This is a genomic window from Citrobacter sp. EC_71 (genome assembly GCF_019584005.1).
GTDB classification, from domain to species: domain Bacteria; phylum Pseudomonadota; class Gammaproteobacteria; order Enterobacterales; family Enterobacteriaceae; genus Citrobacter; species Citrobacter werkmanii.
Map to the genome: position 1 here is coordinate 33,310 of NZ_VDAY01000002.1, position 26,873 is coordinate 60,182.

General features: G+C 50.1%; 27 protein-coding genes and 1 tRNA gene. 21 read left to right on the forward strand and 7 right to left on the reverse strand.

Annotated features, from left to right (window positions below; all coding sequences use genetic code 11):
- The first annotated feature begins 19 nt into the window (after positions 1-19).
- Together prfB and lysS are read left to right on the forward strand one after the other, a co-directional pair.
- Positions 20-1,118 (forward strand): peptide chain release factor 2 gene (gene prfB / locus FHD02_RS02025; protein ID WP_100194817.1). Its coding sequence is split into 2 segments (ribosomal slippage): positions 20-94 and positions 96-1,118, totalling 1,098 coding nucleotides; the frame shifts between segments, so codons are not numbered across the junction.
- A gap of 9 nt (positions 1,119-1,127) precedes the next feature.
- On the forward strand, positions 1,128-2,645 hold the full coding sequence (gene lysS, locus FHD02_RS02030; protein WP_006686909.1) for a lysine--tRNA ligase: 1,518 nt from the start codon (positions 1,128-1,130) through the stop codon (positions 2,643-2,645).
- Positions 2,646-2,730: 85 nt separating this feature from the next.
- Here lysS and idi read toward each other — a convergent pair whose 3' ends face one another.
- The gene (gene idi / locus FHD02_RS02035; protein WP_220393511.1) at positions 2,731-3,279 is read right to left on the reverse strand and encodes an isopentenyl-diphosphate Delta-isomerase; all 549 of its coding nucleotides are present in this window, start codon (positions 3,277-3,279) and stop codon (positions 2,731-2,733) included.
- Positions 3,280-3,445: 166 nt separating this feature from the next.
- Between idi and actS the strand changes: the two genes are divergently transcribed.
- The 4 genes from actS (at position 3,446) to FHD02_RS02055 (ending at position 5,991) form a co-directional block, all read left to right on the forward strand.
- On the forward strand, positions 3,446-4,204 hold the full coding sequence (gene actS / locus FHD02_RS02040; RefSeq protein ID WP_137361291.1) for an amidase activator ActS: 759 nt from the start codon (positions 3,446-3,448) through the stop codon (positions 4,202-4,204).
- Positions 4,205-4,283: 79 nt separating this feature from the next.
- A tRNA-Gly gene (locus FHD02_RS02045) sits at positions 4,284-4,357 on the forward strand.
- A 582-nt stretch (positions 4,358-4,939) separates the two neighbouring features.
- Positions 4,940-5,560 carry a DUF4145 domain-containing protein gene (locus tag FHD02_RS02050; RefSeq protein WP_220393512.1) on the forward strand — a complete coding sequence of 207 codons (621 nt, stop codon included), beginning with the start codon at positions 4,940-4,942 and terminating at the stop codon, positions 5,558-5,560.
- Positions 5,560-5,991, forward strand: a complete 432-nt coding sequence (locus tag FHD02_RS02055) for a hypothetical protein (RefSeq protein WP_220393513.1) — start codon at positions 5,560-5,562, stop codon at positions 5,989-5,991. Before FHD02_RS02050 ends, FHD02_RS02055 begins: the two co-directional genes overlap by 1 nt.
- A 107-nt stretch (positions 5,992-6,098) precedes the next feature.
- Here the strand turns inward: FHD02_RS02055 and FHD02_RS02060 are convergent, their stop codons facing one another.
- From FHD02_RS02060 to FHD02_RS02070, 3 genes are read right to left on the reverse strand one after another with little or no spacing between them, the layout of a single operon-like run.
- Entirely contained in the window at positions 6,099-6,299 is a 201-nt protein-coding gene (locus tag FHD02_RS02060; protein WP_053271397.1) for a hypothetical protein, read from the reverse strand.
- 60 nt (positions 6,300-6,359) lie between these two features.
- Positions 6,360-7,385, reverse strand: a complete 1,026-nt coding sequence (locus FHD02_RS02065) for a major capsid protein (RefSeq protein WP_220393514.1) — start codon at positions 7,383-7,385, stop codon at positions 6,360-6,362.
- A 3-nt stretch (positions 7,386-7,388) separates the two neighbouring features.
- Positions 7,389-7,748: a hypothetical protein gene (locus FHD02_RS02070; RefSeq protein WP_220393515.1), complete on the reverse strand. Its 360-nt coding sequence runs from the start codon at positions 7,746-7,748 to the stop codon at positions 7,389-7,391.
- Positions 7,749-7,894: 146 nt separating this feature from the next.
- Here FHD02_RS02070 and FHD02_RS02075 point away from each other — a divergent pair, with 146 nt between their 5' ends.
- The 8 genes from FHD02_RS02075 (at position 7,895) to FHD02_RS02110 (ending at position 14,826) form a co-directional block, all read left to right on the forward strand.
- On the forward strand, positions 7,895-8,119 hold the full coding sequence (locus FHD02_RS02075; protein ID WP_220393516.1) for a hypothetical protein: 225 nt from the start codon (positions 7,895-7,897) through the stop codon (positions 8,117-8,119).
- A gap of 1,347 nt (positions 8,120-9,466) precedes the next feature.
- Entirely contained in the window at positions 9,467-9,901 is a 435-nt protein-coding gene (locus tag FHD02_RS02080) for a hypothetical protein (protein WP_061075250.1), read from the forward strand.
- 22 nt (positions 9,902-9,923) lie between these two features.
- A complete protein-coding gene (locus tag FHD02_RS02085) occupies positions 9,924-10,184 on the forward strand; it encodes a hypothetical protein (protein WP_220393517.1) in 261 nt (86 codons plus the stop codon).
- The gene (locus FHD02_RS02090) at positions 10,184-10,357 is read left to right on the forward strand and encodes a hypothetical protein (RefSeq protein ID WP_220393518.1); all 174 of its coding nucleotides are present in this window, start codon (positions 10,184-10,186) and stop codon (positions 10,355-10,357) included. Before FHD02_RS02085 ends, FHD02_RS02090 begins: the two co-directional genes overlap by 1 nt.
- Entirely contained in the window at positions 10,332-10,973 is a 642-nt protein-coding gene (locus tag FHD02_RS02095; protein ID WP_220393519.1) for a helix-turn-helix domain-containing protein, read from the forward strand. Before FHD02_RS02090 ends, FHD02_RS02095 begins: the two co-directional genes overlap by 26 nt.
- Before the next feature lie 86 nt (positions 10,974-11,059).
- Positions 11,060-11,632, forward strand: coding sequence for a hypothetical protein (locus FHD02_RS02100; RefSeq protein ID WP_220393520.1), 573 nt, complete (start codon positions 11,060-11,062; stop codon positions 11,630-11,632).
- Positions 11,633-11,858: 226 nt separating this feature from the next.
- Entirely contained in the window at positions 11,859-13,967 is a 2,109-nt protein-coding gene (locus tag FHD02_RS02105; protein ID WP_220393521.1) for a hypothetical protein, read from the forward strand.
- Between the two features lie 367 nt (positions 13,968-14,334).
- Entirely contained in the window at positions 14,335-14,826 is a 492-nt protein-coding gene (locus FHD02_RS02110) for a hypothetical protein (protein ID WP_220393522.1), read from the forward strand.
- Positions 14,827-15,983: 1,157 nt separating this feature from the next.
- Here the strand turns inward: FHD02_RS02110 and FHD02_RS02115 are convergent.
- Positions 15,984-16,232: a hypothetical protein gene (locus tag FHD02_RS02115; protein WP_071602994.1), complete on the reverse strand. Its 249-nt coding sequence runs from the start codon at positions 16,230-16,232 to the stop codon at positions 15,984-15,986.
- A 234-nt stretch (positions 16,233-16,466) separates the two neighbouring features.
- Between FHD02_RS02115 and FHD02_RS02120 the strand changes: the two genes are divergently transcribed.
- A complete protein-coding gene (locus tag FHD02_RS02120; protein WP_032968401.1) occupies positions 16,467-16,646 on the forward strand; it encodes a DUF3606 domain-containing protein in 180 nt (59 codons plus the stop codon).
- A 57-nt stretch (positions 16,647-16,703) separates the two neighbouring features.
- Entirely contained in the window at positions 16,704-16,982 is a 279-nt protein-coding gene (locus FHD02_RS02125; protein ID WP_048957349.1) for a hypothetical protein, read from the forward strand.
- A 28-nt stretch (positions 16,983-17,010) separates the two neighbouring features.
- Here FHD02_RS02125 and FHD02_RS02130 read toward each other — a convergent pair whose 3' ends face one another.
- On the reverse strand, positions 17,011-18,207 hold the full coding sequence (locus tag FHD02_RS02130) for a tyrosine-type recombinase/integrase (RefSeq protein ID WP_220393523.1): 1,197 nt from the start codon (positions 18,205-18,207) through the stop codon (positions 17,011-17,013).
- A gap of 432 nt (positions 18,208-18,639) precedes the next feature.
- Here FHD02_RS02130 and FHD02_RS02135 point away from each other — a divergent pair, with 432 nt between their 5' ends.
- Positions 18,640-18,963, forward strand: a complete 324-nt coding sequence (locus FHD02_RS02135; RefSeq protein ID WP_137361290.1) for a hypothetical protein — start codon at positions 18,640-18,642, stop codon at positions 18,961-18,963.
- 208 nt (positions 18,964-19,171) lie between these two features.
- Here the strand turns inward: FHD02_RS02135 and FHD02_RS02140 are convergent, their stop codons facing one another.
- Positions 19,172-19,708 carry a GNAT family N-acetyltransferase gene (locus tag FHD02_RS02140; RefSeq protein ID WP_137361289.1) on the reverse strand — a complete coding sequence of 179 codons (537 nt, stop codon included), beginning with the start codon at positions 19,706-19,708 and terminating at the stop codon, positions 19,172-19,174.
- An 804-nt stretch (positions 19,709-20,512) separates the two neighbouring features.
- Between FHD02_RS02140 and pgaA the strand changes: the two genes are divergently transcribed.
- Genes pgaA through pgaD form a run of 4 tightly spaced genes read left to right on the forward strand, consistent with a single transcriptional unit; the run spans position 20,513 to position 26,840 of the window.
- Positions 20,513-22,975 carry a poly-beta-1,6 N-acetyl-D-glucosamine export porin PgaA gene (gene pgaA, locus FHD02_RS02145; RefSeq protein WP_220393524.1) on the forward strand — a complete coding sequence of 821 codons (2,463 nt, stop codon included), beginning with the start codon at positions 20,513-20,515 and terminating at the stop codon, positions 22,973-22,975.
- Positions 22,976-22,984: 9 nt separating this feature from the next.
- Positions 22,985-25,006 (forward strand): poly-beta-1,6-N-acetyl-D-glucosamine N-deacetylase PgaB, encoded by a 2,022-nt coding sequence (gene pgaB / locus FHD02_RS02150; RefSeq protein WP_220393525.1) that lies wholly within the window; start codon positions 22,985-22,987, stop codon positions 25,004-25,006.
- A complete protein-coding gene (gene pgaC, locus FHD02_RS02155) occupies positions 25,003-26,337 on the forward strand; it encodes a poly-beta-1,6-N-acetyl-D-glucosamine synthase (RefSeq protein WP_061382400.1) in 1,335 nt (444 codons plus the stop codon). Before pgaB ends, pgaC begins: the two co-directional genes overlap by 4 nt.
- Positions 26,334-26,840, forward strand: a complete 507-nt coding sequence (pgaD, locus tag FHD02_RS02160) for a poly-beta-1,6-N-acetyl-D-glucosamine biosynthesis protein PgaD (protein ID WP_042310833.1) — start codon at positions 26,334-26,336, stop codon at positions 26,838-26,840. Before pgaC ends, pgaD begins: the two co-directional genes overlap by 4 nt.
- Positions 26,841-26,873: the final 33 nt, after the last annotated feature.

The window sequence follows — 26,873 nt, forward strand, 5'->3', positions numbered from 1 at the left end:
CAATAAAAGAAATCAGACAATGTTTGAAATTAATCCGGTAAATAACCGCATTCAGGACCTCACGGAACGCTCTGACGTTCTTAGGGGGTATCTTTGACTATGATGCCAAGAAAGAGCGTCTGGAAGAAGTAAACGCCGAGCTGGAGCAGCCGGACGTGTGGAACGAACCCGAACGCGCGCAGGCGCTGGGTAAAGAGCGTTCCTCCCTCGAGGCTATCGTCGATACACTCGACCAAATGAGCCAGGGCCTGGAGGATGTCTCCGGCCTGTTGGAACTGGCTGTAGAAGCCGACGACGAAGAAACCTTTAACGAAGCCGTAGCAGAACTCGATACCCTGGAAGATAAGCTGGCGCAGCTGGAATTCCGTCGTATGTTCTCCGGCGAATATGACAGCGCAGATTGCTATCTCGATATTCAGGCTGGCTCCGGTGGTACGGAAGCGCAAGACTGGGCAAGCATGCTGATGCGTATGTATCTGCGTTGGGCTGAAGCACGCGGCTTTAAGACTGAAATTATTGAAGAATCTGAAGGTGAAGTGGCGGGTATTAAATCAGTGACCATCAGAATTGCTGGCGAATATGCGTACGGTTGGCTGCGGACTGAAACCGGCGTACACCGTCTGGTACGTAAGAGCCCGTTCGACTCCGGCGGTCGCCGCCATACGTCGTTCAGCTCGGCGTTTGTCTATCCGGAAGTTGACGATGATATCGATATCGATATTAACCCGGCGGATCTGCGCATTGACGTTTATCGCGCCTCTGGTGCGGGCGGTCAGCACGTTAACCGTACAGAATCGGCGGTACGTATCACCCACATCCCGACCGGGATTGTGACGCAGTGTCAGAACGACCGTTCCCAGCACAAGAACAAAGACCAGGCCATGAAGCAGATGAAAGCGAAGCTTTATGAACTGGAAATGCAGAAGAAGAATGCCGAGAAACAGGCGATGGAAGACAATAAGTCAGATATCGGCTGGGGTAGCCAGATTCGTTCTTATGTCCTTGATGACTCCCGCATTAAAGATCTGCGTACCGGGGTTGAAACCCGTAACACGCAGGCGGTGCTGGATGGCAGCCTGGATCAATTTATCGAAGCAAGTTTGAAAGCAGGGTTATGAGGAACCAACATGTCTGAACAACACGTACAGGGCGCTGACGCGGTAGCCGATCTTAACAATGAACTGAAAACGCGCCGTGAGAAGCTGGCGAGCCTGCGTGAGCAGGGGATCCCGTTCCCGAACGATTTCCGTCGCGATCATACCTCAGACCAACTGCATGCTGACTTCGACGCGAAAGAAAACGAAGAGCTGGAAGCGCTGAACATCGAGGTATCCGTTGCTGGCCGTATGATGACCCGCCGTATTATGGGTAAAGCCTCATTCGTTACGCTGCAGGATGTTGGCGGCCGTATTCAGCTGTACGTTGCTCGTGACGATCTGCCGGAAGGCGTTTACAACGAGCAGTTCAAAAAATGGGATCTGGGCGATATCCTTGGCGCGAAAGGTAAGTTGTTCAAGACCAAGACCGGTGAGCTGTCCATTCATTGCACCGAGCTGCGTCTGCTGACGAAAGCGCTGCGGCCGCTACCGGATAAATTCCACGGGCTGCAGGACCAGGAAGCGCGTTATCGTCAGCGCTATCTGGATCTCATCTCTAACGATGAATCCCGCAATACCTTTAAAGTGCGTTCACAAATTATGGCTGGCATCCGTCAGTTCATGGTGGGTCGCGGCTTTATGGAAGTGGAAACCCCGATGATGCAGGTGATTCCTGGCGGTGCCGCTGCGCGTCCGTTCATCACCCATCATAACGCGCTGGATCTGGATATGTACCTGCGTATCGCGCCGGAACTGTACCTCAAGCGTCTGGTGGTTGGCGGCTTCGAACGCGTGTTCGAAATTAACCGTAATTTCCGTAACGAAGGCATCTCAGTTCGTCATAACCCAGAGTTCACCATGATGGAACTCTACATGGCGTATGCAGACTACAAAGATCTGATCGAACTGACCGAATCACTGTTCCGTACGCTGGCGCAGAACGTTCTGGGCACCACCGAAGTGCCTTACGGCGAAGAAGTCTTCGACTTCGGTAAGCCGTTCGAAAAACTGACCATGCGCGAAGCGATTCAGAAATATCGTCCGGAAACCAACATGGCCGATCTGGATAACTTCGACTCTGCTAAAGCGATCGCTGAATCTATCGGCATCAAAGTTGAGAAGAGCTGGGGTCTGGGCCGTATCGTGACCGAGATCTTCGAAGAAGTCGCGGAAGCGCATCTGATTCAACCGACCTTCATTACCGAGTACCCGGCAGAAGTTTCTCCGCTGGCGCGCCGTAATGACGTAAACCCTGAAATCACCGATCGCTTCGAATTCTTCATCGGCGGTCGTGAAATCGGTAACGGTTTCAGCGAGCTGAACGATGCAGAAGATCAGGCGCAGCGTTTCCAGGATCAGGTTAACGCCAAAGATGCAGGTGATGACGAAGCGATGTTCTACGATGAAGACTACGTTACCGCTCTGGAACACGGTCTGCCGCCGACTGCGGGTCTGGGTATTGGTATCGACCGTATGGTTATGCTGTTCACCAACAGCCACACCATCCGCGACGTGATCCTGTTCCCGGCGATGCGCCCGGTTAAGTAAGATGTGAAATGCCGGATGGCGGCTGATGCCTTATCCGGCCTACGATTCGTTATGTAGGCCAGCTAAGCATAGCGCCATCAGGCAATTAATTCCCGTTGGCAAACTTGCGCAGTAATCCTCGCGCCTTACCGTTTGAAACCTGCATTACCATCCACGGGCTAAACGCCCACGGCGTTGCGTCAATCCCGCTCAACACATCCTCAAGATCGCTCCACTGGTAATCCATCACTTCATCTGCGTTTAGCTGGAGCGGACTCACGATATGTGCGGCGTACACCGGACACACCTCGTTTTCCATAATTCCGCTCGGGTCCGTGGCACAATAACGAAAATCAGCATACACGGAGCTGAGCGAGTCAATGTCTGTACCCAGTTCGAACCGAGCGCGACGGACAATAGCGGCTTCGGTGGATTCTCCCGATTGGGGATGACCGCAGACAGAGTTGGTCCAGACGCCTGGCCATGCTTTTTTGTGCAGTGAACGGCGCGTCACCAGCAGTTGTCCCTGGTCGTTAAATATCCAGCAGGAAAACGCAGCGTGCAGAGGCGCTGTAGCGGTATGCGCCGCATACTTTTCCAGCGTCCCGCAGGGCTGACCCTGCTCATTCAATAAAATGACATGTTCCTGTCGCATAGCGTCCACCATCAATCTTAAGCACCCACATTATATGCTTAATTAAGACAGTTTGATTAACAGTGGGTGTGAAATACCAGCGCCGAGGGGTCGTTACGCGATATGATTTGGCATCCGGTTTCTGGCTGCTATGATAAAGCGTCTGAAAATGTTGCGAGGTATTGTTTTGAGTGCAGGACGCCTGAAGAAAAATGGCCTGAGTGTCGCGATGCTGCTGTGTGTCGGTCTGCTGTTATCTGGCTGTTCCGGGAGTAAGTCGTCTGACGCAGGAAGTTATTCCGGCTCCGTGTATACCGTGAAGCGGGGAGATACGCTATATCGTATTTCACGCGCCACCGGAACCAGCGTGAAAGAGCTCGCTCGCCTGAATAACATTTCCCCACCCTATACCATTGAAGTGGGGCAAAAGCTAAAGGTCAGCGGCGGTGCGAAATCCACTTCTTCCTCTGGTAAAACAAGCTCGAAATCCTCTACCAAAACGGCGACAGTCAGACCGTCTTCTTCCGTGCCTCAGTCGTCCTGGCCGCCGGTAGGACAACGCTGCTGGCAATGGCCTGCCAGCGGTAAGGTGATCCTGCCTTACTCCACGGCGGACGGTGGTAACAAGGGTATTGATATCTCAGCTGCGCGCGGTACGCCGATTTACGCGGCTGGAGCGGGGAAGGTGGTCTATGTCGGCAATCAACTGCGGGGTTATGGCAACCTCATCATGATTAAGCACAGTGAGGATTACATCACTGCCTATGCGCATAATGACACCATGCTGGTGAACAACGGTCAAAACGTGAAAGCCGGGCAGAAGATCGCCACGATGGGCAGCACGGATGCGACGACGGTGCGTCTGCATTTCCAGATCCGTTATCGCGCAACGGCTATCGATCCACTGCGCTATTTACCCCCACAGGGTAGTAAGCCCAAATGCTGACGGTGAATTAATCGCCAGTCAGTCGGTTAGTCCCTTGCCAAGAAGAGCGTAAGGTTTATAATCCCTTACGCACTTCAATGCGGGCGTAGTTCAATGGTAGAACGAGAGCTTCCCAAGCTCTATACGAGGGTTCGATTCCCTTCGCCCGCTCCAGTCTCCTGATAAATCAAGAAGTTACGATTTATCAGTTAGTTACGTTGCCCCGCTAAAGCAGGTACAACTTAAACTACCCATTGTTCTACGCCCGCACCTGTCGCGTGATTGGTCTGTGGTACAAGGGAGCATATCATCACGCTGGCGGTGGTTCCACGTTCTTACCGCGACAGCACAACAACGAACAAAAAGCCGCATACCTGGCACAACTCCCAAACAGATTGATCACACGCATTTAAGCCCGATGTGTGGCCCTATAAGCCACGTAAACAGGTGAATAGTGGTAATGCCCCGGTAGCTACAGATCCGGCTCTGCCAGCGCTTCGCTCACGCTCCTAACGGTACACGAGCATCCTGATAAGGTGTGAGCCTTCTGACAATCTGATGCAGTCGCTACGCTCCGCTTGTTGCTAGTACCACTAACGGGGCTTTATGGCTGCTATTGACTTAAATCAGAGAGTTGCACGAATATCTGGTGCTAGATATCCTAAGACTAATCCTGAAATTTAAATCATCTTGGTTGGACTGGTGAGCGCCCAGATTGGCTAACATGGTGACCGATGATTACAAAGGTAGACTAATATGAAAATTCCTTTTAAATCTCCAAATTTTCATGAAGATGCGTTTAATTGCCCGCACTGTTTGGCTTTTGCTAGGCAGGATTGGTCGGGGTTGAGAGATAAGTATAACAATACTAAAGATATTTCACTTTCGAAGTGTAGTAATTGTAGCCTAATTGCTTATTGGTATGAGGAGCGAATGATTGTTCCTCAAGCAAGTGGGATTGAGCCGCCTAATATGGACATGCCTGCGGATTGCATTGCCGATTACTTGGAAGCGAGAAACATTTTTAATCTTTCACCTAAAGGTGCTGCTGCGATTCTGCGTCTTTGTTTACAGAAATTAATGGTACATCTTGGTTTAGATGGTGAAAGGATTAATGACGATATTGCCACTTTAGTTCAAAAAGGTTTGCCAGAAGAGATTCAACAGGCTTTGGATATTTGTCGAGTTGTGGGAAATAATGCGGTACATCCGGGTGAAATAAATATTGATGATTCTCCTGAGATCGCTGCTTCACTATTTGGATTGATAAATCTCATCGTTGAAGAGCGGATAACCCGACCACAGAGAGTTGCAAAAATGTATGCAAACCTCCCTGCGGGAGCTAAAGCAGCAATTGAAAGGAGAGATGCCAAATAATGTCTGGAATGTTAGCAAGTACGGCCGCCGCTGTTGGTATCATTGATAAAGCTGTAGGGATTGCAAAGAAACTAGCTGATGATGGCGGGGAGCTTGATAGGGCAACTCTCAAACTTGAGCTTGCAAACCTCATGACGGAGCTTGCCAGTGTAAAGATGGAAGTTGTCACAACTCAAGTTTTACTTTTCGAAGCCGAACAGAAGAATAAACAGCTCGAAGAACAGTTAAAGGATAAACAATCTTTCTCTTTTGCTGAAGGTGTTTATTGGAAAGAAGGGGATGATGTCGCATTCTGTCCTAAATGCTTTGAAACTGACCACAAACGGATACATACAATATTTCGTGATTATAAATTAGTTGGTTTCTCGCGAGTAGAACAACGAAACTGGTATTGCAGGGTTTGTGACACCACTTATGAGATAGCTAATTAATTTGGAAAATTTTAGTATGGCTAAATGGTGAACTTTGCACACTATGCTAGTTAAGTTTAGGGCAATAAAAAGGCCACCCTGTTAAGGTGGCCTTTATTTAAACAGAATCACTTTTTCATAATCTGCCGGAGTTTCTTTTTCTCCAACATGACTTTTAATGCCCGCTCAAAGCCGTGTTGCTTTTCGTATCGGCTAAACGCTACCTGATCGATCCCCAGCTTACGCGCTAAGGCCGAACGGTTGATCACGTCGGCATTGGTGGAGGTGTACACCTCGCCCATCCCAGGAATGTTGATCGCTAATTTCATTGTTCACCTCAAATAGTAAAAAGCCCCAGCAATGCCAGGGCTAAAAGTTTTCTTGCTGTCTTACTTCAGCGTGATAGTGGTCAGCCACTGAGGACGCAACAGGAGAGGCAACAGAGAAAATTCACTTTGCATCTTAATCATCCCGTCATCGTCAACACTGGTCCAACCGTAGCGATCCTTAACGCCACCCTTTACAGCCAGGCTCTGATTCCTGCTGCATGGGCCAGCGATACGGCGGAGGAAAGAGACATCCGGGTTAGTCATACGTGGGACAACCAAACCGCTGTTTTCTTCAACTGGGTAGGTAGGGTCACCAGCCAGATCGATAAAGGTCACAGGACCCAGCGACATGGTATTAAAACCACTCAATGCGTTAGGAATGACAGCACCGGAGATCTGCGCCTGCTGTACGCTGTGCAGGATAAACGCCTGAATCTCTTTGTTGGTGGCGATAGCGTCATACAGGCCACTGTCACACATCACATAGAGACGGTCGCTATAGTTGCGAGCACCGCCCAGCGCTTGGGCCACCTGGCGACGCAGTTTAGCTAACTGCTGGTACAGAGAGTCGGCGGAAGCATCCAGGACAAAGGAACCAGGCGACACGCCAAAGGCGGCATCAAAGGAGATATCACCGTCATCGGTATGAGGCGCGGTAACCTTGCGTTCAAATAGCGCTTCCGCAAGGGAGGTTTCCACCGTGCGGCGATAATCACGCTCGAATTGGGTAGCGCGTTGAAGGATAACCTCAGTGATCGCCATGCTCTGATTGGTTTGAGGACTGATCAGACCTTGCCAGTCAGCCGGGCGGACCATTCCGGTCTCATGGAACACGGGGATCTCTGCATCACGGAAAACAGCGGAGGAGGCTTTCATGTGATTTGTGTCCGTACCGTACCTGGATACGCTCTCTAGCTTGCTCTCTTCTGCTGCGGTAATGTCAGCCACACGAGCATTAGGGACACTTGATGTACCACGGGAGAACAGACCCAGATCCTGGATCAGATAGTTACCCTCTTTGATATCCTCCAGTTTTCCAACCAGATCCAGACCTTCAAACTCTTTACGAATATCTTTAACGCTCATTGATTAAGCCTCCATGCCGTTGTTGTTGCCGATACGAATAGAACCATCTGCGGTTAAACGCTTGATCGCTTCCTTCAGGGAGTCGGCATCTTTGGCGCGGAGGTTGAACGTGTTTACATAGGCGTTGCGGTCCACCGCAACGACAGTCTTATTGTCGCCTGCGGAGACGTTCACCAGACAAATCAGAGGTTGACCCTCTACAGCCTGATCGAATAACTCGTAAGTCTCAGCATTGAAGACATCACCGACGAACAGATCCGCCGGGAGGCTTACGCCTTTAATTTCCGTGCGAGAAAAGAGATCGCTGGCGCTGGCGATCAGCACGTCGGACATGCGTTTAGGAAACGCTTCAGAAGTACGCATAAAATAATTTTCCTTGAGGAGTGAGAAGCGGACAGGGCCGCGAGTGATACCCGGCATTGCGCCGGAGAATCCGGGAGCTGGGGAGAACTCCAGATCGGATATTGGAGATACAGGAGAGAGGCAGCGAATAGGATCAGAGGTCCATCATGGACCCCATCACCAGCCCCGATCCCACACCTCTGTGGAGAGAAGGAAATTATCCTTTTGTGTGGATACTCAGCCAACAGGCCACGGGAGCGAACCCGCCGGGAAATACCCACAAAAAAGACCCGGGAAGGTTACCGGGCGGACTCAAGAGAGGAGATTTTATTGTTTTGGTTTTCCTGTGGCGACTCATCGACAAGACACCAGAGGAAAACGGCGTGAACTGAAACACGCCGGAAACCATCGACACAAATCAACGGTTTATCACCGCTACCAGGGAACCACCCCCGGAACGGCTGTACCCTTGCGGGTTAGACTTTTTGAGATAAGGAGATCTCGCGTGACTTCTGGAGAGGAACATCACCCTGTGTATCCTGCAATTGGCGGACAAGGCACACAGGGTGAGGAACCAGAGCGGGGGAGAAGCCCGCCCGGCTCACTCGTACAGACCCCGACAGGTTGGCTAAAACCTACGTTCCGTACACAGCGTGACGCGACAAGTTGCAAAACGGTAATTTGGAGACTCACCACATCACGATATGTCTATATTTTACAATAATTTATGCAAAATTGCAACAAATTGATCAATTATTTGTTGACTTCAGCGTAGGGGTGTGTATCAGTTGGATTTGTGGGGTGATTAGGTGGGATTTACAGGTGGTCTGACTCAGGGGGGCTATGTGTCCCAAAAGACACACGAAGTAATAATAGATATATAAGACCTCGCTACGCTCGCCCTCCGGGCTACGGTCTTATTAATCTTATAATTTAATCGTTCAATAATTAATCGCTCAGGCTCTTAATTATTTCTCTCTTAAATTCTAGTCTCTTAAAACCTTTCGCTACGCTCACCCGTCCGGGTCCAGGTTTTAGGCCGGGGGCCTGTTTCCCACAATGTGGAGTCTCGCCTGATGAGGCTCACTCCTGGGGAGGAAGAATTTTCCGGGCGGAAATATTTTCCGGGGTATGTCAATTTGGCGTAGCAGGAGGCATCCGGTATGTCAATTTGGCGTAGCAGGTATGTCAGATTGACGTACAATAATACTATTTATAAAACCAACCCAAAACACGATAAGACTAGAACCCCCAGGGCCAGGTCAAGACCTTTAAGAGAGTGAGGGTTAATTATTGATTGAACAATCAAGAGATCACACTCTTTAGGAAAGAGCCTTACAGGCTCGCCTCCCTTTTGGGGCAATCGCAGAAACAGAAACCGCAACGCGGTTTTCTTTTCTGCTCTTTGGGAACACCGGAACGATGTGAAGGTGACCTCTGGGCGGCGGGTCCCCGGCCCGGTACAAAGTGATACACACAGTACAGAACCATAACCCACAGGAACCCACCTAAACGCGCCGCTGTGGCGCTTTCTCATGCGTAGACAGGGAAACACCCCACTAACGCCCTCCGGCCCTCTGAGAGCTTTACAGGGCCTTCTGTGACGAATTATACAAAAATCAACAAATTTGTTGCGATTTCTTGATTTATGGTGTAAAATAGATTACATGACGACGAGTCATTATAATTGGCACAGTTTCCCAGTCTTAGTATTGCACATTCAAAGGAGCGTTGCAAGCATGGGTTCATACAATTCTTACACTGATGTTAACGACATGGTGAACCGCATTGATCAGCGGGACATTACACGCCGGACACTGGAGCAGTACAGGAGCCGCTTTAAAGCACAGGGCCGCACTGAAGAGGTTGAAGCCATCACGCAGGCACTGAAGCTGACCAGCAACAGCGCCAGTGCTGTCCTGCGTCAGTCCAAACGATTAGCCGCCAACTTTGACGGCATGGACGCAGAGAAAGCTTTAGCGCTCAAAGCTACCGTAGCGGCGTATGCGTCACAGTCTACGGACCTGCAAGCCTCTGTGGTGATCGCGTTCCAATCGTTATTTGAGGCTAAGGGTGTGCCCGTTGAATTTGACGAGGTGATGACATACCTGATGCTTTTCTCTATGGATCACTTTGAAAAAATCACGGGTGAGTTACCGATCATTGTTCACTAATTAACAGTTGGAGGGGATCAGTATGATGTACCAGTTTACGGATCTTTCAGGGAGTCCACACCTGGCCGGGTTTGCCTCTGAGGTGGTCAAGGCGATCCGGGACGATGAATCCATGCCAGGCCTGTATGACGACATCTACGACATGTTGTTACAGGTGGAACCGTCCAGAATGGTGACGTTAGGCCAGCCTTCACTAACAGCCCCGGCTAGATTCTGGGGTGAGTTTATGGGGCTGGGCCTGACTGCCAATGATATTAGCGAATTGAAGGAGATTAATCTCTAATGCAAATTGAATTTCCACAAGAAGTAGCGGACAAGCTTTTCACTTTGGCCCGTACTCGTGAACACGGATCGGCGTATGCAATCGTAAAGAAAGCAGTAGCTGAATTTTTAAAAAATGTTGAAGTTTCTCCTAAAGAAGGAATTGAAGATGACCGCAGCAGCACCCGCAAGTAATACCGGTTTTGTAATGTTAACCAATGACCTCCTGAACATCGAAAAGATCGCCGGAAAGGTATTCACGGGAAACATGAAAATTACCTACAGCCTGATCCAGGGTTTCAAGAGGAACGGTCAAACCGCTTATTTCTCTCAGAGCCTACTGGCTACGCAGTTGGGAACCTCTCTCCGCAGCGTGACCCGCCTTCTGGTGGAAATGGTAGAGATGGGCCTGATCAACAAGACCGGGCAGATCGGCGGCAAGACGTGCCATTACACTGTAAACCCGATCACTCCTGAGATGTTGGGCACAGCAGAACCGGAAGCGACCCCGGCGGCATTGCCGGAAGCGCCACAGGAACAGCCACAACAGCCCGCTAAGGCCCCGGAGCCTGTGGCGGAGTCCAACCCTACGGCGGAGCCTACAGGAGCGCCTAGAGTGCCGGAGATTGTGCCTATAGCGGCAGCGGCAGCGCCAGGACCTGAAGCGCCGATCACATTGATGACGGTTTACAGTGAGAAGATGGAAGCGGTGGAGCAGCAGACCGGGGAGGTGGTGCCTGTGGTGGTGCCATTCCCAAGGGGAGAGATCAAGGAGCCATCCAAGGATTGGGATTTGGACCCAGCTTTTTGATTTTGTTAAATTTCGAATAAAATTACCCATTATTCGCATTCTGTCAAATTCCCCGTGTGAAGTCAACCCCCTGATAGGAGATTCTCTTGAGCATTATCACAACTGAAGTGAAAGCATTAACCCCAGAAGAGGAAGCAGCGATCGCCGCCCTCTCTCTGAAGCTGGCAACCAACAAGCCACGGCCCCCGACGGATGAAAAGCGTTTAACGGTGGATCAGATTGTCCAGATTAAGCGGGCTTGCGTGATGGGTCACAGCGCTAAGGCGATTTGTGCAGCTTTCCGTGTATCGCTTGCCTATGCGCTGAAGATGAAACGTGATTTTAATCCTCTGAAATACCAGAAAGTCCCGCTAACTCTACCCGAGAAAGCCGTGATGATTCAGCAGATGAAAGAGGACAATCTCCCGGATCAGATGATTGGTGAAATGCTGGGGATCAATATCAAGACTGTGGAGACGCTTTCACGAGTCAACCCGGCCCGCTACCTTGTGGATCAGATGCTTCCATACGATCAGGTTTTGGCTAACTTACGCGCCCCGCGTTATGTCCAAAATCCGGTTTACCGTCTGGGCACTAATATGACCCGAGTACGCCGTATTATCAGCGCCGGGCGGAAGGAACTCCGCACTGTGATCACCTCTTCCAAAAGGGCGGCATAAGTCCGCCTAAGCACTGAATAATTTTATTCACGCTCTTTTTGTTACCAAAGTCAAATTGCTCTACAGCCCTCGCCATTGCTGGGTTTTCTCTCTGAATAAATTCATGCAAGACTACTTTTTAATCAGTTGGAAGGTGGCTGTCTGGTCGCTTTTCGTACTCTTACACATCTTTCTGACTCTTTCACACCTCTTTCATTATCTGCCCTTGATGGGCTAAGGATGCCCTATGGCAAGTAATAACGTGATCGTAACTTCTACCGTCAACAGGGTTACATTTGAAGTTTCAAAGGAATCCTACAACCGCGCCAAGAAAAAGATCGAGGATGTGGGCAAGTCATGGGAGAAGGTTGATCAGAAAGTCCAATCAGCCAGCCGTAAACAGCTTGAGAACAACAAGGCAATCATTCAGGCGAATAACCTTGAGGCTAAACGGTTACAGTCTCAGAACCGCCTGAACGCAGCGAAAGAGAAAGAAAGGGCGATCTCCGCTAAGACAGCCACGCAGCGGAAAAAAGAAACGGCGGACCAGCTACGTGCTGAAAGCAAGCTACAACGTGAACTAGGTAAACGCTTCGCCGGGCAACGTGGGCCACGTGTCCGCCAGCCGTTACCAACAGCCGCCGAGATGGTGCCCGCCGTACAGGGTCTGATCAATGCCCACTCTCCAGAGTCTAAGGCATCCGCAGCGAAAGCAGCAGCGCAGGCTATGCGCCAGGCTAAAAAGGAGGAGGCAAGGCTCGCCCGTGAAGCGGGGAAAGCTGAGAAGCGCCGCCTTGATTATGCCCGTAGACGTTATCTGACTATCCGATCTGAAGCATTCAAGATCCAGAATATTGAGGGCCTGACCAACGCAGAACGGACGGAAGCAATTCTGAAGATGCGCCGTGTTGCGGATCAGCAGGCCAAGGAGACCTTAAACGCACAGGAAACACGATTCGAGCTACGCAAGATCACCCAGGAACTCCAGAAGCAAGCGCGGTTGCGTCGCCGTATGGCTAATGTACGGACCCACGGCGGAAACTTTGGGGGCGGTGGTCGCCACCCCGGGCGCGGTTCCAATGGTGTGACGGCGGGTGTGGGTGTTGGCCTCGCAGGTGCAGCGGGAGCGGCGGCGGCGGGCCTCCTGGCGGTAGCGGGCGCGTCAATGGCGGTAGCCTCCACACTCCGGGAATCATTTGAACGCCAGAAGCAATACAGCGGCCTGAAAGAGCAGGGAGTAAGCGCCACAGACGCAGACGCGATCCTGTTAGCAGCAAACCAGAAAGGGGCGGGAATCTCTCTTGATAAGCTACAAGATCAGTTTGTTGATTACCGGGACAAGGTAGGTGATTTGTCACTGGGGCAATGGAAAACTGACAAGAAGGGTAACCGTACATACTCCGGCGGTGGTGAGCTGGCAGATGTCGCAAATCTTGTAGAATCCAAGCAAGCTGGAGCCGGGGCAGGCGTTATCAAGCGTCTACAGTCTACAGACTTCAAGGGCTATTTGGGGTATCTCCGCGAACTCCAGAAGCAGTACAAGCTAACTGATGCGGAGATGACCCTATTCGGTGAATTTATTGATGATGGTTCCAAGACTTTACGGGCCTTTGATCAAAACGGACAGATCGCCAGTGATGCCCTGAAAACTGTTAAGAACTCTTCTCTGTACCTCACAGACGCGCAGCGTGAGCAGGTGGGCAACCTCCAGAGCAGTATGATGGTATTGGGCCAGGCGTCCAGCGGGTTGGCTGATAACTTTACGCTTGGGTTTGCTGAGGCGTTTAATTCTTCGGATGAATTGACCAAAGCAATGGAAAGCCTAGCCCCAGTTATGGAGGGCCTGGGCCGCGCGTCCGCAGACGTCCTAAATTCTTTTGTGCGCCTCTTTGGTTGGCTCTCCCATATCCTCCCGAGTGTAGGCGGTGACGGTACAGCGGCAGGCATTAAGGAGAATTACACGGGGTCACGTGATATGACTCCCAAGTCAGAACAGCCGGAGAAAGGATTCTGGGGAAATCTGTTAGATTTTGACTCCAAGGCTTTCCTTCCGCAGGAGTACGGCGGCAAGGCCCCAAATCTGCCAAAACCTCTACAGGTCCCGGATAACCTCCCGGCGCTAGCCCCATTCAAGGATCTGAAAGTAACCCCGGCCCCCGTGCCAACCTTCAGCCCTTCCAGCCTGACACAATCAGCCGTGAACGCTAAGGCATCACAACAGACCGTTGTTGTGAAGCAGGAGCCTCTACAGGTGAATGTGAACGTGAATGACGGCAAGGTTAAGGATCTGGTGAATGCAACTATGGATGACCGGGAGCGCGATCACCTCAATATGATGACAGCCGGGCAGATGTAACAGCCCGGCATATACAAAGGCCCACGGCTAACCCCGGCGGGCCTTTTTTGTTGTCTGTTACAAAACAAAAAAAATAAAAAAGTTGACAACTGATACATGTTATGAATTGCAATTTGCAAAGAAGCATGAGAAGCTAGATATTCAATGAGTAGTAAATAAGATTATGAAGTTCCCAACCGCTTAGAGTTGGGACCGGGGAAAGAATCCCCGCCCGTGACTACTCCTAATTCGATTAGGAGAGCCACACAATGTTTTCAGCACGTTCCCGCTTTACCAGTAACGCCACAAAGCCCAATAAGCGCCCAGTCAATGCCCGTACAGGTTACAAGCCTGTGTTGTCCTCCAAGTTTTTCCAGGAGGCAAAATAATGATCTTGTCTCGGGCAAAACTCATCGCTGAAGGTTTCACCCTGTCCAAGTCTGCCCGGTTCGGCATCCGCCGGAAGGGTAACGCCGTTGGATCTATCCAACGCAAACGCCCAATTTGTAGCACCTATGCCGGGCAGTGTACGCCGATCGCTGACGTCATCTATACGTTAGCCGTGGGAGACATCCCGGAAGGTCATAAGGTCGTACTCCTTAACCCTGAAGGGCCTTTTACAGTCGATAACGTCGCTCTGTTGACCCCTGAAGAGGCCAAAGCGCGAATTAGCAGGATTCGATCCGAGGGTGCCAAAGGGAAGAGGTCCCCAAAGCCCGCCGGGTTGCCAAAAGGCATCATGGAACGTAAGCCGGGGTATTACGTGGCGTCATTCATGCGTGATGGGAAGCGACACAACAAGGCTGGAAAAGACATCTCAGAATTGACTGTGTGGCTGTTACGCGAGCGTGACGGATTATCTATCGGGGGGATTGCGTAATGATCAGTTTAGTCTCCGCGTATATTCAGGAACAGAAGCGACAAGCGCGAAAGGGCAGACGAAAGCGAAAGTAAAAGAGGAGGGGAGACCGGGACGGTCTCCCTTTTCTTTGTGTTGTAAACACCCCCATTTAAATGGCGTTAAATAGGGATTAAATACGCCGTAAATGGAACTGTGGCCCCAATAAAGGCCCGTAAAGATGGGGATAAGCGGTTGTAAAGTGTACAGATATCACTCCCTTAGTGGGTGTATGTCATTGATTTTATGGTAACAATTATCTATTCATTATGCCTGTGTGTAGCATTTCACATGCTTAACCCCAAAATAATTTTTCTCAGAAAGTCAAAACCCCGAAAACCTGCAATTGAGAGCAACTCTAATCTATCGATGATAGTGATAATCAATCTCAACAACACCGGGCGGTAGCCACCGCCCTAAACCCTTTTTGTGTTTTTGCCACAAGAAAAGGCCTGAAGAGGCGGACGCCTCGAAAGGGGAGATTAGGGGTTTAGTGCGTGGGAGTTATCCACAGGGGAACGGCGTTACTCACAGGAGGATCGGAAATACAGGAATGTAAGATTGAAACGAGGATCAGGGATTAGGTGTTGTGTCTGTAGAGGACGCTACAGGAGGTTAAGAGGTTGGAACCTTCAGAAGTGCACAGGTCTAACCTGTTGCACTATTGTTAAAAAGGTGCGTGTAACGGTCATTATGTTAAATGTCTGTGCAAATATCAATCAATCTGTAAGTTGAGGCCCATCCAGAATAACAATAATCCTCTGTAAGCGAATATGCGGGCCTGTGGGCTACGCAAGGCTAAAAGCAGTGTGATTGTATAGGTGAAGGGGAGATGACGCCACAGAGAAGCGTACAGAGAGCCACCCGGGCGGGGTGCCCTGATATTTCTAAAAAATCACATAGGCCCCAGGGGGCGGGGTGTTTGGGTGCCTGGCAGATCTGCCCAAACTTCAAGATATTTTCCACCTCAACAGGGCAGGGCCACACCTGGATTTAGTCACCCATAAAAATATATAGCGGTGATACTCAATAACCTGCATACAAGCGATCAGCACCATTTGATGCGCAGGTATAGGATTGGCTGGGGGAGGCTTAATTGAGGGAATAAAAAGCCGGGCGATCCCCGGCCTTTCTCTCAACTAACGTTTTTTATTCGATTGCGAAACTACTGAACCCGCTAAGGTCTTAGTAACATCGCTTGAGCGTGGGTTTTTCAATGCTGCTGATGCTTTGGCTTCCATACCTGCACCAGTCTGGTTTTTTGTTCCGGCCTGGGACAGTACCGAACCCGCTAAACTTTTCTGAATCGCCGAGGCGTTCGGATTGTTAAGGGTCTCTGCTGCCAAATGAGACACGCTTTGTGAAGATTGCTTACTATTCGCTGCCATTCAGACACCTATTCACAATATGGATGATTGGATATATTGTATTTTCTATATCAATAAACACAATATGTAGTGTTTATGATAGTAACGAAGCGGCAAAGTTAGCAAGCTCGGAAAAAAGTTTTCACTGGTTTTATGACCAGTGTCAATTGTTTGATAACTGACCGTTTACGAAGCGGCAGAGGAGTCATATAAGTAGTGTGCAGGCATAAGCCTGTATCACGAGGGATCAGTAAAATGGCTGATGACAAGACCAAAATCGGTACACCTGACAACGATTTAATAAGTATCAAACAGGATTACGAAAGACGTGATTGGGCTAAAAAGTTTGGCGTTAGTGAGGCTAAACTTATTCAAGCTGTTCAAGCCGTAGGTCATTCGGCTAAGAAAGTACAGGCATGGCTTAAAGACCATTGATATATGGGCGCCTTACGGGGCGCTTTATTTTTTTTATTGTTCTTTGGGAGAAAGTTAATGGCTAATAATTTATTTATTACTTATGACCTTATAAAAACTAAAGATTACGCGGCTGTTCATGCAGCCATTAAAACGCTGGGTAACTGGGCAAAGGCGACAGAATCTAATTGGTATGTCAATAGTGTCTATTCTGTTGAAAATGCAGCGAAGATTGTCAAAGCCGCAATGGATAATGATGATAGATTAATTGTTGTGGATGCAACAAATAATAATGCTTATTGGTATAACCTTCCTGATGAAGTTGCTGCTCGTATTCGAGCTGAATGGCCACGATAATATAGGGGGGGCACCCCCCCCCTTCAATTTATAGAGCATGGTAATAGACACACTCCACATATTCGGCTAACTCTCCCATCCCAGCGCCTTTGCTATACGTCCTGAATGCTTCGGTTTTGGCTTTCTGCTCTGTGTGTCCGGTTATGGCCCCGATACGTTGTTCTGGCACCCCTGCACGGTCTAAGCAGGTGATGAACATTCCCCGTAAGCTGTGGAAACATTGCCGATCTGTAGCGGTTGGCAAAACGCTGTCACGCAGCCGGGTGAACTTTTGACTGTACCACGGACCTCGCTTGCCATCCTTCCGAATGATGTTATTAGACTGAGCCAGAAGATATTCACCGCTATTATTTGCCAGATGCTTATCAATAATCCCCATAAGTAGCGAGTGGATCGGAACGTACCGCACCCCGGCTACAGTCTTGGACTTGCTGACAAAGAAACATCTGACACCCTCCAATATTACAATTTCATCCCGTTTGATGCTGGCGATCTCATCAAGTCGCATTCCTGAATACAGCCCAATCAATATGACATCGCGTAGAACGTCATCCGCTTCTCTGATAAGGGTAACCAGTTGATCGGCTTCAAACGGTTGATAACTTTCAATTGTGCGCCGTGCTTCGAGGTTGTGACCGTGAAACGGGTTACTGTCTGGGATCGCGTCATATCGACGTTTGGCGAACTCGTATAGACTTCCCAAAGAGGTTAACCAGTTCTGGACGGTCTGGGGCGCTACCTTCGATTGTTGGCCCTCAATGAAGTCTGTAACCGTTCTGCGTCCGATCTTGTTCAAACCAATATCAACTTTCCCAATACTCTGGAGAAACACTTCTACGGCCCTCGCTGATTTGCTTAGGGTAGAGAATGCACGGCGTTCACTATAAACAGTCATGTATTCATCACGGACAGTTGCCAGCGTTGGGACGGGGCCAATTGCCGTTGGTACACTCTTTGCCTGTTTTACAGTGGAGTGGAGGACGGAGAGCGCATTCTGGATGCGGATATCTTCCCGATCAGGGTTCAACATCGCTTTCAGGTTGTTGAACTCAATCAGCATGTGATTTCTGAAGTGTCGCGCCTTGTCGATATCCTTCGTCCCGGTGGACTTTCTCCAGGCTCGTTTGTTGTCGAATATGTGGCGCATGTACTTTGGTACGAAGATTTGGAAAACCCAGATCCCGCAATGACTTTGAAAAAGATACTGATTGTTCTTGATAGCCATGATTACGATCCTATAGGATCACGCTATCAGGTACGAAAATATGTACAATGTTGAGATGGACTAACGAGAGCTTCCCAAGCTCTATACGAGGGTTCGATTCCCTTCGCCCGCTCCATAACCCTGCTTTCATTACCTGGTTCATTGAATCCCTTGAAGTCGTGGCGTAACGCCTCCTGACAGTAGCTGACTGTAACCTACTGTGTAACCCTTATGGGCTTACAAGCATGATTCAAAGCAATACTATTCACTCGACAAATGTTTATCTTTACCAGCGAAACGGTATCTATTGAGGGCCTTGATCCCAAGGCATCGCCACGTAAAGCGGCAGTTGCTCGTAAAGCCAGCTATCAACGGTGCTAAGGATGTAGAGGTGTAAATTTTGCTCCAGATATTAAAACAAGCTTTAATAAATTAAATGTTAATGGTGATGAAATGAATATTAAAATTGCTTTTATTGTAACATCTTTGTTTGCATTATCAGGATGTAACATGAACCCTTCGATGTATACGGCTAACGCTAATAAATCAGAGGGGACTGTTACTATGGCCTACCATTACACTTCATCCACTCCAATGTGGTGGAGCCCAGCATTTGGTGAGGAGGCCCAGAATCGCGCCACCGTAATATGCCAAGGGTGGGAATTTGACTCGGCAAGACCTTTAGATGATAGCTCATATATGAATAGTGGTGGGGCAATTGAAGGGATAGATTCTGTAACATATCAGTGTATTAAGAACAAAAAGGGTACCGAATAGTCTCTGAATTAATTGTCATCCCTAAAGCGGTTACATTTCCCCAAAAAAACACTGAGTTTTATCCAACTACCCCCTTGAGATTAAAGGACGAGGGGGCCAGAACGTTAAAGCCTATTGTTCTGTGGTCACCCTGAAGAATACTTCCTGCCCTCCGTCCGCGTATGACCAAGAGGTGGTCCTAATGACAGCCTTTCTTTGAGCCTTATTATCAAAGGGTTATTGGTCGGTCATCTTCAATACTTCTATTCACTTCACTCAGGGTTCGTTGCAGTAAAACCGTATCCAGCCAGCGACCATGCTTGAAGCCAACGTCTTTCAGCGTGCCTATTTCTGTAAATCCGACCTGCTGATGGACTTTAAGCGATCCCTGATTATTGCTGTCGCCGACCATGGCAATTAACTGTCGATAGCCGTGCGTTTCGGCCCAGTCAATTACATGGCGCAGTAGCGCTTTTCCCGCTCCCTGACGCTGCGCCGCCGGGTCAATGTAAATTGAATCTTCGAGGGTATAGCGGTAGGCATAACGTTCGCGGTAGCGAGTGAGATAACAATATCCTATGACCCTGTCTTCCTGCAGAGCGACAATCCACGGCAACCCCAGACTATGAATTTTTTCCAGCCGAGCCAGCATTTCGTGGGTATCCGGTGGGTCAGTTTCAAAGCTGCCTGTACCGTGAATAACGTGGTGTGCATAGATATCGCGTATGGCGGGGATGTGTTTTTCTTCTGCATTAACGATTTTCATCGACCAACTCCTGGTGGCATCTTTTTTCAGATTACCTGAAAGTCTGAAAGGAAGGTAAGCGCAAAAAGTTATGCTTCAATCAGGAGCTCACAATGAAATTAAGCTTGTTAATAGTAAGGGTAAAAATAATTGTGGTTAATGCTGTCAATAGCAAGTCAGGGTGATAAATAGAGAAGCTGATAAATTTTCAGGCCAATATGACCGGATGAAAAAATACTATCATTCAATTGTGAATTAATAAACCACTTTGATTTCATGGTATTATCACTGTGCCTAATGTTTATCGTGGCTGTACCTTTAATTTGACTTCATCAATGCTGCCTGTAAATTAAAATTACGTTGTCGAGTTTGTCTCATTATTTTTATAGTGATAAGAGTGGTTGCTATCAGAACTTTCTCTATTCATACCAAATAGTTACTGTGCAAACAGTTACGGAGTGTAGCTATGTTACCCAACAATAGTTTGCATCGTCACATGGCTTCGTCACGGAAAATTAATCTAAATCCAGAATGCAATCCCAAGAGTATTAGGATAATTTAGTTTAAAATACTTTTTTTGCCTAAGCATTATCTTATTACATAGCCATGAACTACGTTGAGTGATAAAATTCTCGAGTTTATGCCTCCTTTCCAAGGATTAGAGGGCGAGGCAAAGGTAGTCAATAAGACGAAAGAATTAATTGCTTCATAACCCTATTACGAAATAAGCGGCAGTGCGTCTTACATGGTCGGCAACCGTCAGGGATTGACTGTAACTTATTGAAAACGCTTATTTTTACTCTGATGTAAGATATAAGGGCAGATATGTTAAGTATGCGTCGACATGCCAACTTCATTAAACGTTTTAAGTCTGTAAGCTGTTTATTTACGGCAAGCATTCTTTTCCCGATGCCAATCTCTGCGGCGGTATCAGATTATGATGCTTTAGTTATTGAAGCACGGGGAGGTAATAGTGCACCGCTATTACGTTTCCTTGAGGATCAGGGAAAGAAAAGCGCACTAACGCCCAATCAGGTTGCCGACTGGCTGCAAGTTTCCAGTTGGGTCGATAACAACGATAAAACCACAATTGAAATCTGGCAGCAGTATCGTGGACAGATGAATATACCTGCCCGGGGCAAAGTCGCCGCTGCACGAGCGTATCGCAATCAGAAGAACTGGAATGATTCTTTAGCCGTCTGGGAAAGTGTTTTACAGGAAGAGCCTGATAACGTTGATGTTCGTACCGGCTGGATAATGACGTTGGCGGATGCTCGCTACAATCAGCAAGCCCTTACTGAAGCGAATAAATGGGCGCAGGCACATTCCGGGGCTGATTCTGATGCGCTACTTGCCTATGTCTACCATTCGCAGGGAAAAAACTGGGATGCATTGTTAGTCGCCAGCCAGGCGGATGACGTCGATCCGGGCAACAAAAATGCAAAATCCACATTGCTGTCTGCGCTGTCAGCAAACCGCGTTTCCGGGCCCGCCTTAAATATGGCAGAGGTGGTACCAACGGCAGACCCGGTGAAGCGTCGCCTTGAGCTTGATGCCGCAGCAGAAATGGTACGTTCCTCCTATACGTCCGCACGTAATGAAGAAGAACGGTTTATCGTGGCCGATAAAGCGCTGGCCCGTTATGACCAGTTGCTGGCTGCCTGGAAGGATGAACCGTCCGCGCAGAATGATGTCCGTCGGGCCAGAATTGACCGCATGGGCGCCTTGTTGGTGCGTAAGCGTACTGCCGAAGTTATTCAGGAATATGATTCGCTGTCCGCAAGCGGTGAAGTGCCAAACTATGCTAAACGCTGGGTGGCATCAGCATGGTTGAGCGAACGCCAGCCGGAAAAAACCGAAGCGATGCTAACGAGCATCTATTATCCGAACGGACCGATTCCGGTTACGCCGCTCGGTCCTGAGGATCAACAGGATCTGTTCTACGCGCATATCGATAATGAAAACTTTAATGCGGCGAAAAAGCAGGTCGATGCGTTAATCAAAGACAGCCCGTACCTGCGACGCATCTATGGTTCGCCAACGCCGCAGCCTAACGATAACTGGCTGCTCGGACAGTCGCTGCTGACGCAATATCATATCGCAGCCAATGAACTGCCGGAGGCAGAAAAACTCGCTGAGCATCTGGCACGCACAGGCTCAGGTAACCAAGGGCTGCGCATATCCTATGCTTCTGTTCTTGAAGCCCGTGGACTGCCGCATGCGGCGGAGAAAGAGCTGAAGCTGGCGGAAGTGATTGAGCCAAGCAACCTGGAACTGGAGCGTCAGCAGGCTTATGTGGCGCTGGATCTCCAGGAGTGGAAGCAGGCCGATGAACTGACGGATGACGTTATTGCTCGCAGCCCGGATGATGAAGCGACGCTGCGCCTCGCGCGTATTCGTGATGTGCATAAAATGTCGGAAGTACGTATTAGCGGCACGCAGGGGATCTCGTCCGATAGTCCGGTCAGCGGTAAGAATGATTTCAACATCAACACGGCGATTTACAGCCCGCCAATTGACGACAACTGGCGACTGTTTACCGGATTCAACTTCGCTACCGGTGAATTTGAGGAAGGGAAGGGCATCAGCCGCGATCTGGCGGCGGGTGCAGAATGGACTTCCCGTGATTACTGGGCCGAAATGGAAGTGTCTGGCCGAAATTATGGTGATGGTCAGAAGATTGGTGGGCGTCTATCTGGCTGGCATGACTTCAATGACAACTGGCGCGTTGGCGGTTCGGCCGAGCGTCTTTCGCGCAACACGCCACTGCGCGCGCTGCGTAGCGGCGTGTATGCCAACGGCGGCGATATGTTTGTCCGCTGGTATCAAAACGAACGACGTGAATATCAACTGTCGTTTGCCGCATCACATTTCTCGGACGGTAACGATCGCATCGAATACGGGCTGAGCGGAAAAGAGCGCATGTGGACTACACCGCGCTTCACGCTGGACTTTACGCCGGGCATTGGCGGGAGCACCAACACCAAAGAAAATGTGCCGTATTACAACCCGAAGAGTGATTTTTCGGTTGTCCCTGGCCTGAGCGCGGAGCAGGTTCTTTACCGCCACTATGACACCGTGTGGACCCAGCAAGGCATAGCCGGAGTCGGCGGTTACTGGCAGCAAGGTGAAGACGCAGGCGCTATCGTCCAGGTGGGATACGGACAACGGCTGAAATGGAACAACGTCGTAGATGGCGGGGTGATGCTGGTTTGGGATAAACGCCCCTACGACGGTAAACGTGAGCGGAATATCTCCCTCGCTTTCGATTTAAATGTCAGGTTTTAAGGATTGTTCATGCTGAAAAGATGCCTGTGGCTTAGCGCATTAATCGCTGGCTGGTTGATGATTACCGCGTGCAGCAGCGCGCATAATACAACGCCTCGCTATGTTCCTCCCGCAGAGAGAGCGCCGCTGACGGCGGATCATCCGTGGCCGAAGAATAGCTTTCTGGTGCTCGGCTACCATGATGTTGAGGATGGCGCCGCCGACCAGCGCTACCTCTCCGTGCGCACCAGCGCGTTGAGCGACCAGATGGCCTGGCTGCGTGATAATGGCTATAACCCGATCAGCGTGCAGCAAATTCTGGACGCCCATGACGGTAAAATTGTGTTGCCGGAAAAAGCGGTCTTACTCACCTTTGACGACGGATACAGCAGTTTTTATACCCGTGTCTGGCCGCTGCTGAAAGCCTACAACTGGCCTGCGCTCTGGGCGCCAGTGGGCAGTTGGGTTGATTCTCCAGCCAATAAAAAAGTCGATTTTGGCGGCTTGATGACGGCGCGAGATAAATTTGCCACCTGGAAGATGGTCGAGGAAATGGGCAAATCGCCGTTGGTGGAAGTGGGCGCGCACACCTGGAACTCGCATTTCGGTGCTGAGGCGAACCCGCAGGGAAGTAAAGAACCTGCGGTGGCGAACCGCCTTTTCGATAAGAAAACCGGGACTTACGAAACCGACGAACAGTACAATCGTCGCATTAATACTGATATCTCGCTGATTACCAATAAGATTAAATCGGTAACCGGGAAATCGCCGCGCGCGTGGGTATGGCCTTACGGTGCGGCTAACGGCACGACGTTAAACCTGGCCAAAGAGCATGGCTATAAGATGGCCTTTACGCTCAACGAAGGGCTGGCGAACGCCGCGTTTCTGGATGATATCCCGCGCGTACTGATCTCTGATAATCCGTCCCTCAAGCGCTTTGCCAGCCAGGTCGCTCAGGTACGTGAACCGCAAACGATGCGCGTCATGCACGTCGATCTGGATTACGTGTATGACAAAGATCCTGCCCAGCAGAAGCGAAACATCGACAAGCTGATCCAGCGCGTTTATGACATGCGCATTTCTCATGTCTTCCTGCAGGCGTACGCCGATCCTAAAGGCGACGGGAATATTCGCGAACTCTATTTCCCTAACCGTTGGCTGCCGATGCGTGCCGATCTGTTTAACTATATCTCCTGGCAGTTACAAACGCGGGCCGGGGTGACGGTGTATGCCTGGATGCCGGTACTGGCTTTCGACCTCGACGCGTCCATTCCACGCGTGACGGCATGGGATCCGAAAACAGGACGCACTGCGATCAACCGCGAGAATTATGTGCGTCTGTCTCCCTGGGACAGCGAAGCGCGTAAACGCATTACTGATATCTATGAAGATCTGGCAAAGCACGCCAGTTTCAAAGGGATTTTGTTCCACGACGATGCTTTCCTGACGGACTTTGAAGATGCGTCACCGGAGGCGTTAGCCGCCTACCGCGCCGCAGGTCTTCCGGGAAGTATTGAGCAAATCCGTAGCAACCCTCAGACCTTCGAGCGCTGGACGCGCTTGAAAAGTAAGATGTTGATCGACTTTACTAAGCAGCTGACGCAATCGGTACGCAATATTCGCGGTCCACAGGTAAAAACCGCGCGTAATATTTACGCCTTACCAGTGCTGGAGCCTGAAAGTGAAGCCTGGTTTGCACAAAACCTGAATGATTTCCTCAATACCTATGACTGGACGGCGCCGATGGCGATGCCATTCATGGAACAGATCCCGGCTAATGATGCCAACGCCTGGCTCGACAGATTAGTGAATGCCGTTGCACAAACGCCCGGCGCGCTGGACAAAACCGTGTTTGAACTGCAGGCACGAGACTGGCGCAAATCCGGGGACGAAGCAGAAATCAGTGGAAAACAAATAGCTGAATGGATGCGCCAGCTGAAACTTAGTGGTGCAGGTAACTACGGCTATTATCCGGATGATTTCATCAGCGACAAACCTGAGATGTCAGAGATTCGCTCGACGTTCTCCTCATACTGGTACCCGCAAAAATGACCGATCGCATTATTGCTTTCCTGATACTTTGCCTGATGTTCAGCCTACCTTTTGGCGTGGCTGTCATCTTTACAGGTGAAGTCATGTTGAACTTCGTCTTCTTCTGGCCTTTATTCATGTCTGCATTATGGATAAGCGGCGGGGTCTATTTCTGGTTTTATCGTGAGCGTCACTGGAAATGGGGAGACGATACACCGCCACCGACGCTGGAGGGAAATCCGCTGGTTTCCATTCTGATCCCCTGTTTTAACGAAGGGATTAACGCGCGTGAAACCATTGAGGCTGCACTGGCACAGCGATATAAGAATATCGAAGTGATTGCCATCAACGATGGTTCGACGGATGACACGCACGACGTACTGGAACAACTGGCAGTGGAATACCCCAGCCTGCGCGTCATTCATCTGGCTGAAAACCAGGGTAAAGCACTGGCGCTCAAGACCGGTGCGGCCGCAGCGCGCAGTGATTACCTGGTGTGCATTGATGGCGATGCGTTACTGGATCGCGATGCCGTGGCGTATCTGGTGGCGCCGCTGATCCAGTTCCCGCGCGTTGGTGCGGTGACGGGGAACCCGCGTATTCGAACCCGCTCTACGTTAATCGGTCGTGTGCAGGTCGGTGAGTTCTCTTCCATTATCGGCTTGATTAAGCGCACTCAGCGAGTCTATGGGCAGATCTTTACCGTTTCCGGCGTCGTTGCGGCGTTTCGTCGTCGCGCACTGGCCGAGGTCGGTTACTGGAGCCCGGACATGATCACCGAAGATATCGATATCAGTTGGAAGCTGCAGTTGCGCCACTGGTCGGTATTCTTTGAGCCGCGCGCGCTGTGCTGGATCCTGATGCCTGAAACGTTAAAAGGGCTGTGGAAGCAGCGCCTGCGCTGGGCGCAAGGTGGGGCGGAGGTATTTATCGTTAACATGCGTCGTCTGTGGTCGTGGGAGTTCCGCCGCATGTGGCCGCTGTTTTTCGAATTCTGTTTTTCTACCGCCTGGTCGTTTGCCTATGCGATCAGTATCGTACTGTTCCTGCTGGGACTGATGATTCCGATGCCGGACTCGTTGTATGTACAACATCTGTTCCCGCCAGCCTTTACCGGACTTATTCTCGGTGTGGTCTGCTTAATACAGTTTGCAGTGAGCCTGATGATTGAACGACGCTATGAAAAAGGCATTGGCGCCTCGTTGTTCTGGATTATCTGGTTCCCGGTGGTGTACTGGATGCTAAGCCTGTTCACTACGCTGGTGGCTTTCCCGAAAGTGATGCTTAAACGCAAACGCGGCAGGGCGCGCTGGGTGAGTCCTGATCGTGGAATTGGGAGGATCGAATCATGAGCCAGCCACTGATCTTTACGGAACGGCGTTTACTGCCGCGCATCATCGACGTGCTGTTGACGGTCATCGCCTGGGTTGGTTTTTTATACCTGATCTATAAAGGGCTAATCACGGCCCTGGCGCATTCACCGTATATGGGCGTGCGTCCCTTTTTCACCACGCTGGATACGGTCACGTTTTATATCCTTGTCGCGCTGGTCAACGGACTGGTGCTGATCGGCTGGGCGAAATACAACCAGTTTCGCTTTCGGGTGGAGCGTCGCAGCCGTAGACCAGGACTGGAACACCATGAGCTGGCAGAAAGTTTACGCATTACCCGTGAACTGGTTACGGAGTTGAACAAAGCGAGGGTGCTGACGGTCCATCATCATGAGAATGGCGAAATCAGTCATATCGATGTGGACAAGCACATCGCCGATAACCGCCTGCCGCCGCCGACGCCTGCAATGCTGGAATATTTGCCGCCGGAGCGGGAGCCATCGTTACAGAAAGGGACTGAGTGATATTTCTGCTACCCGCCACTTCCTTCAGACTCG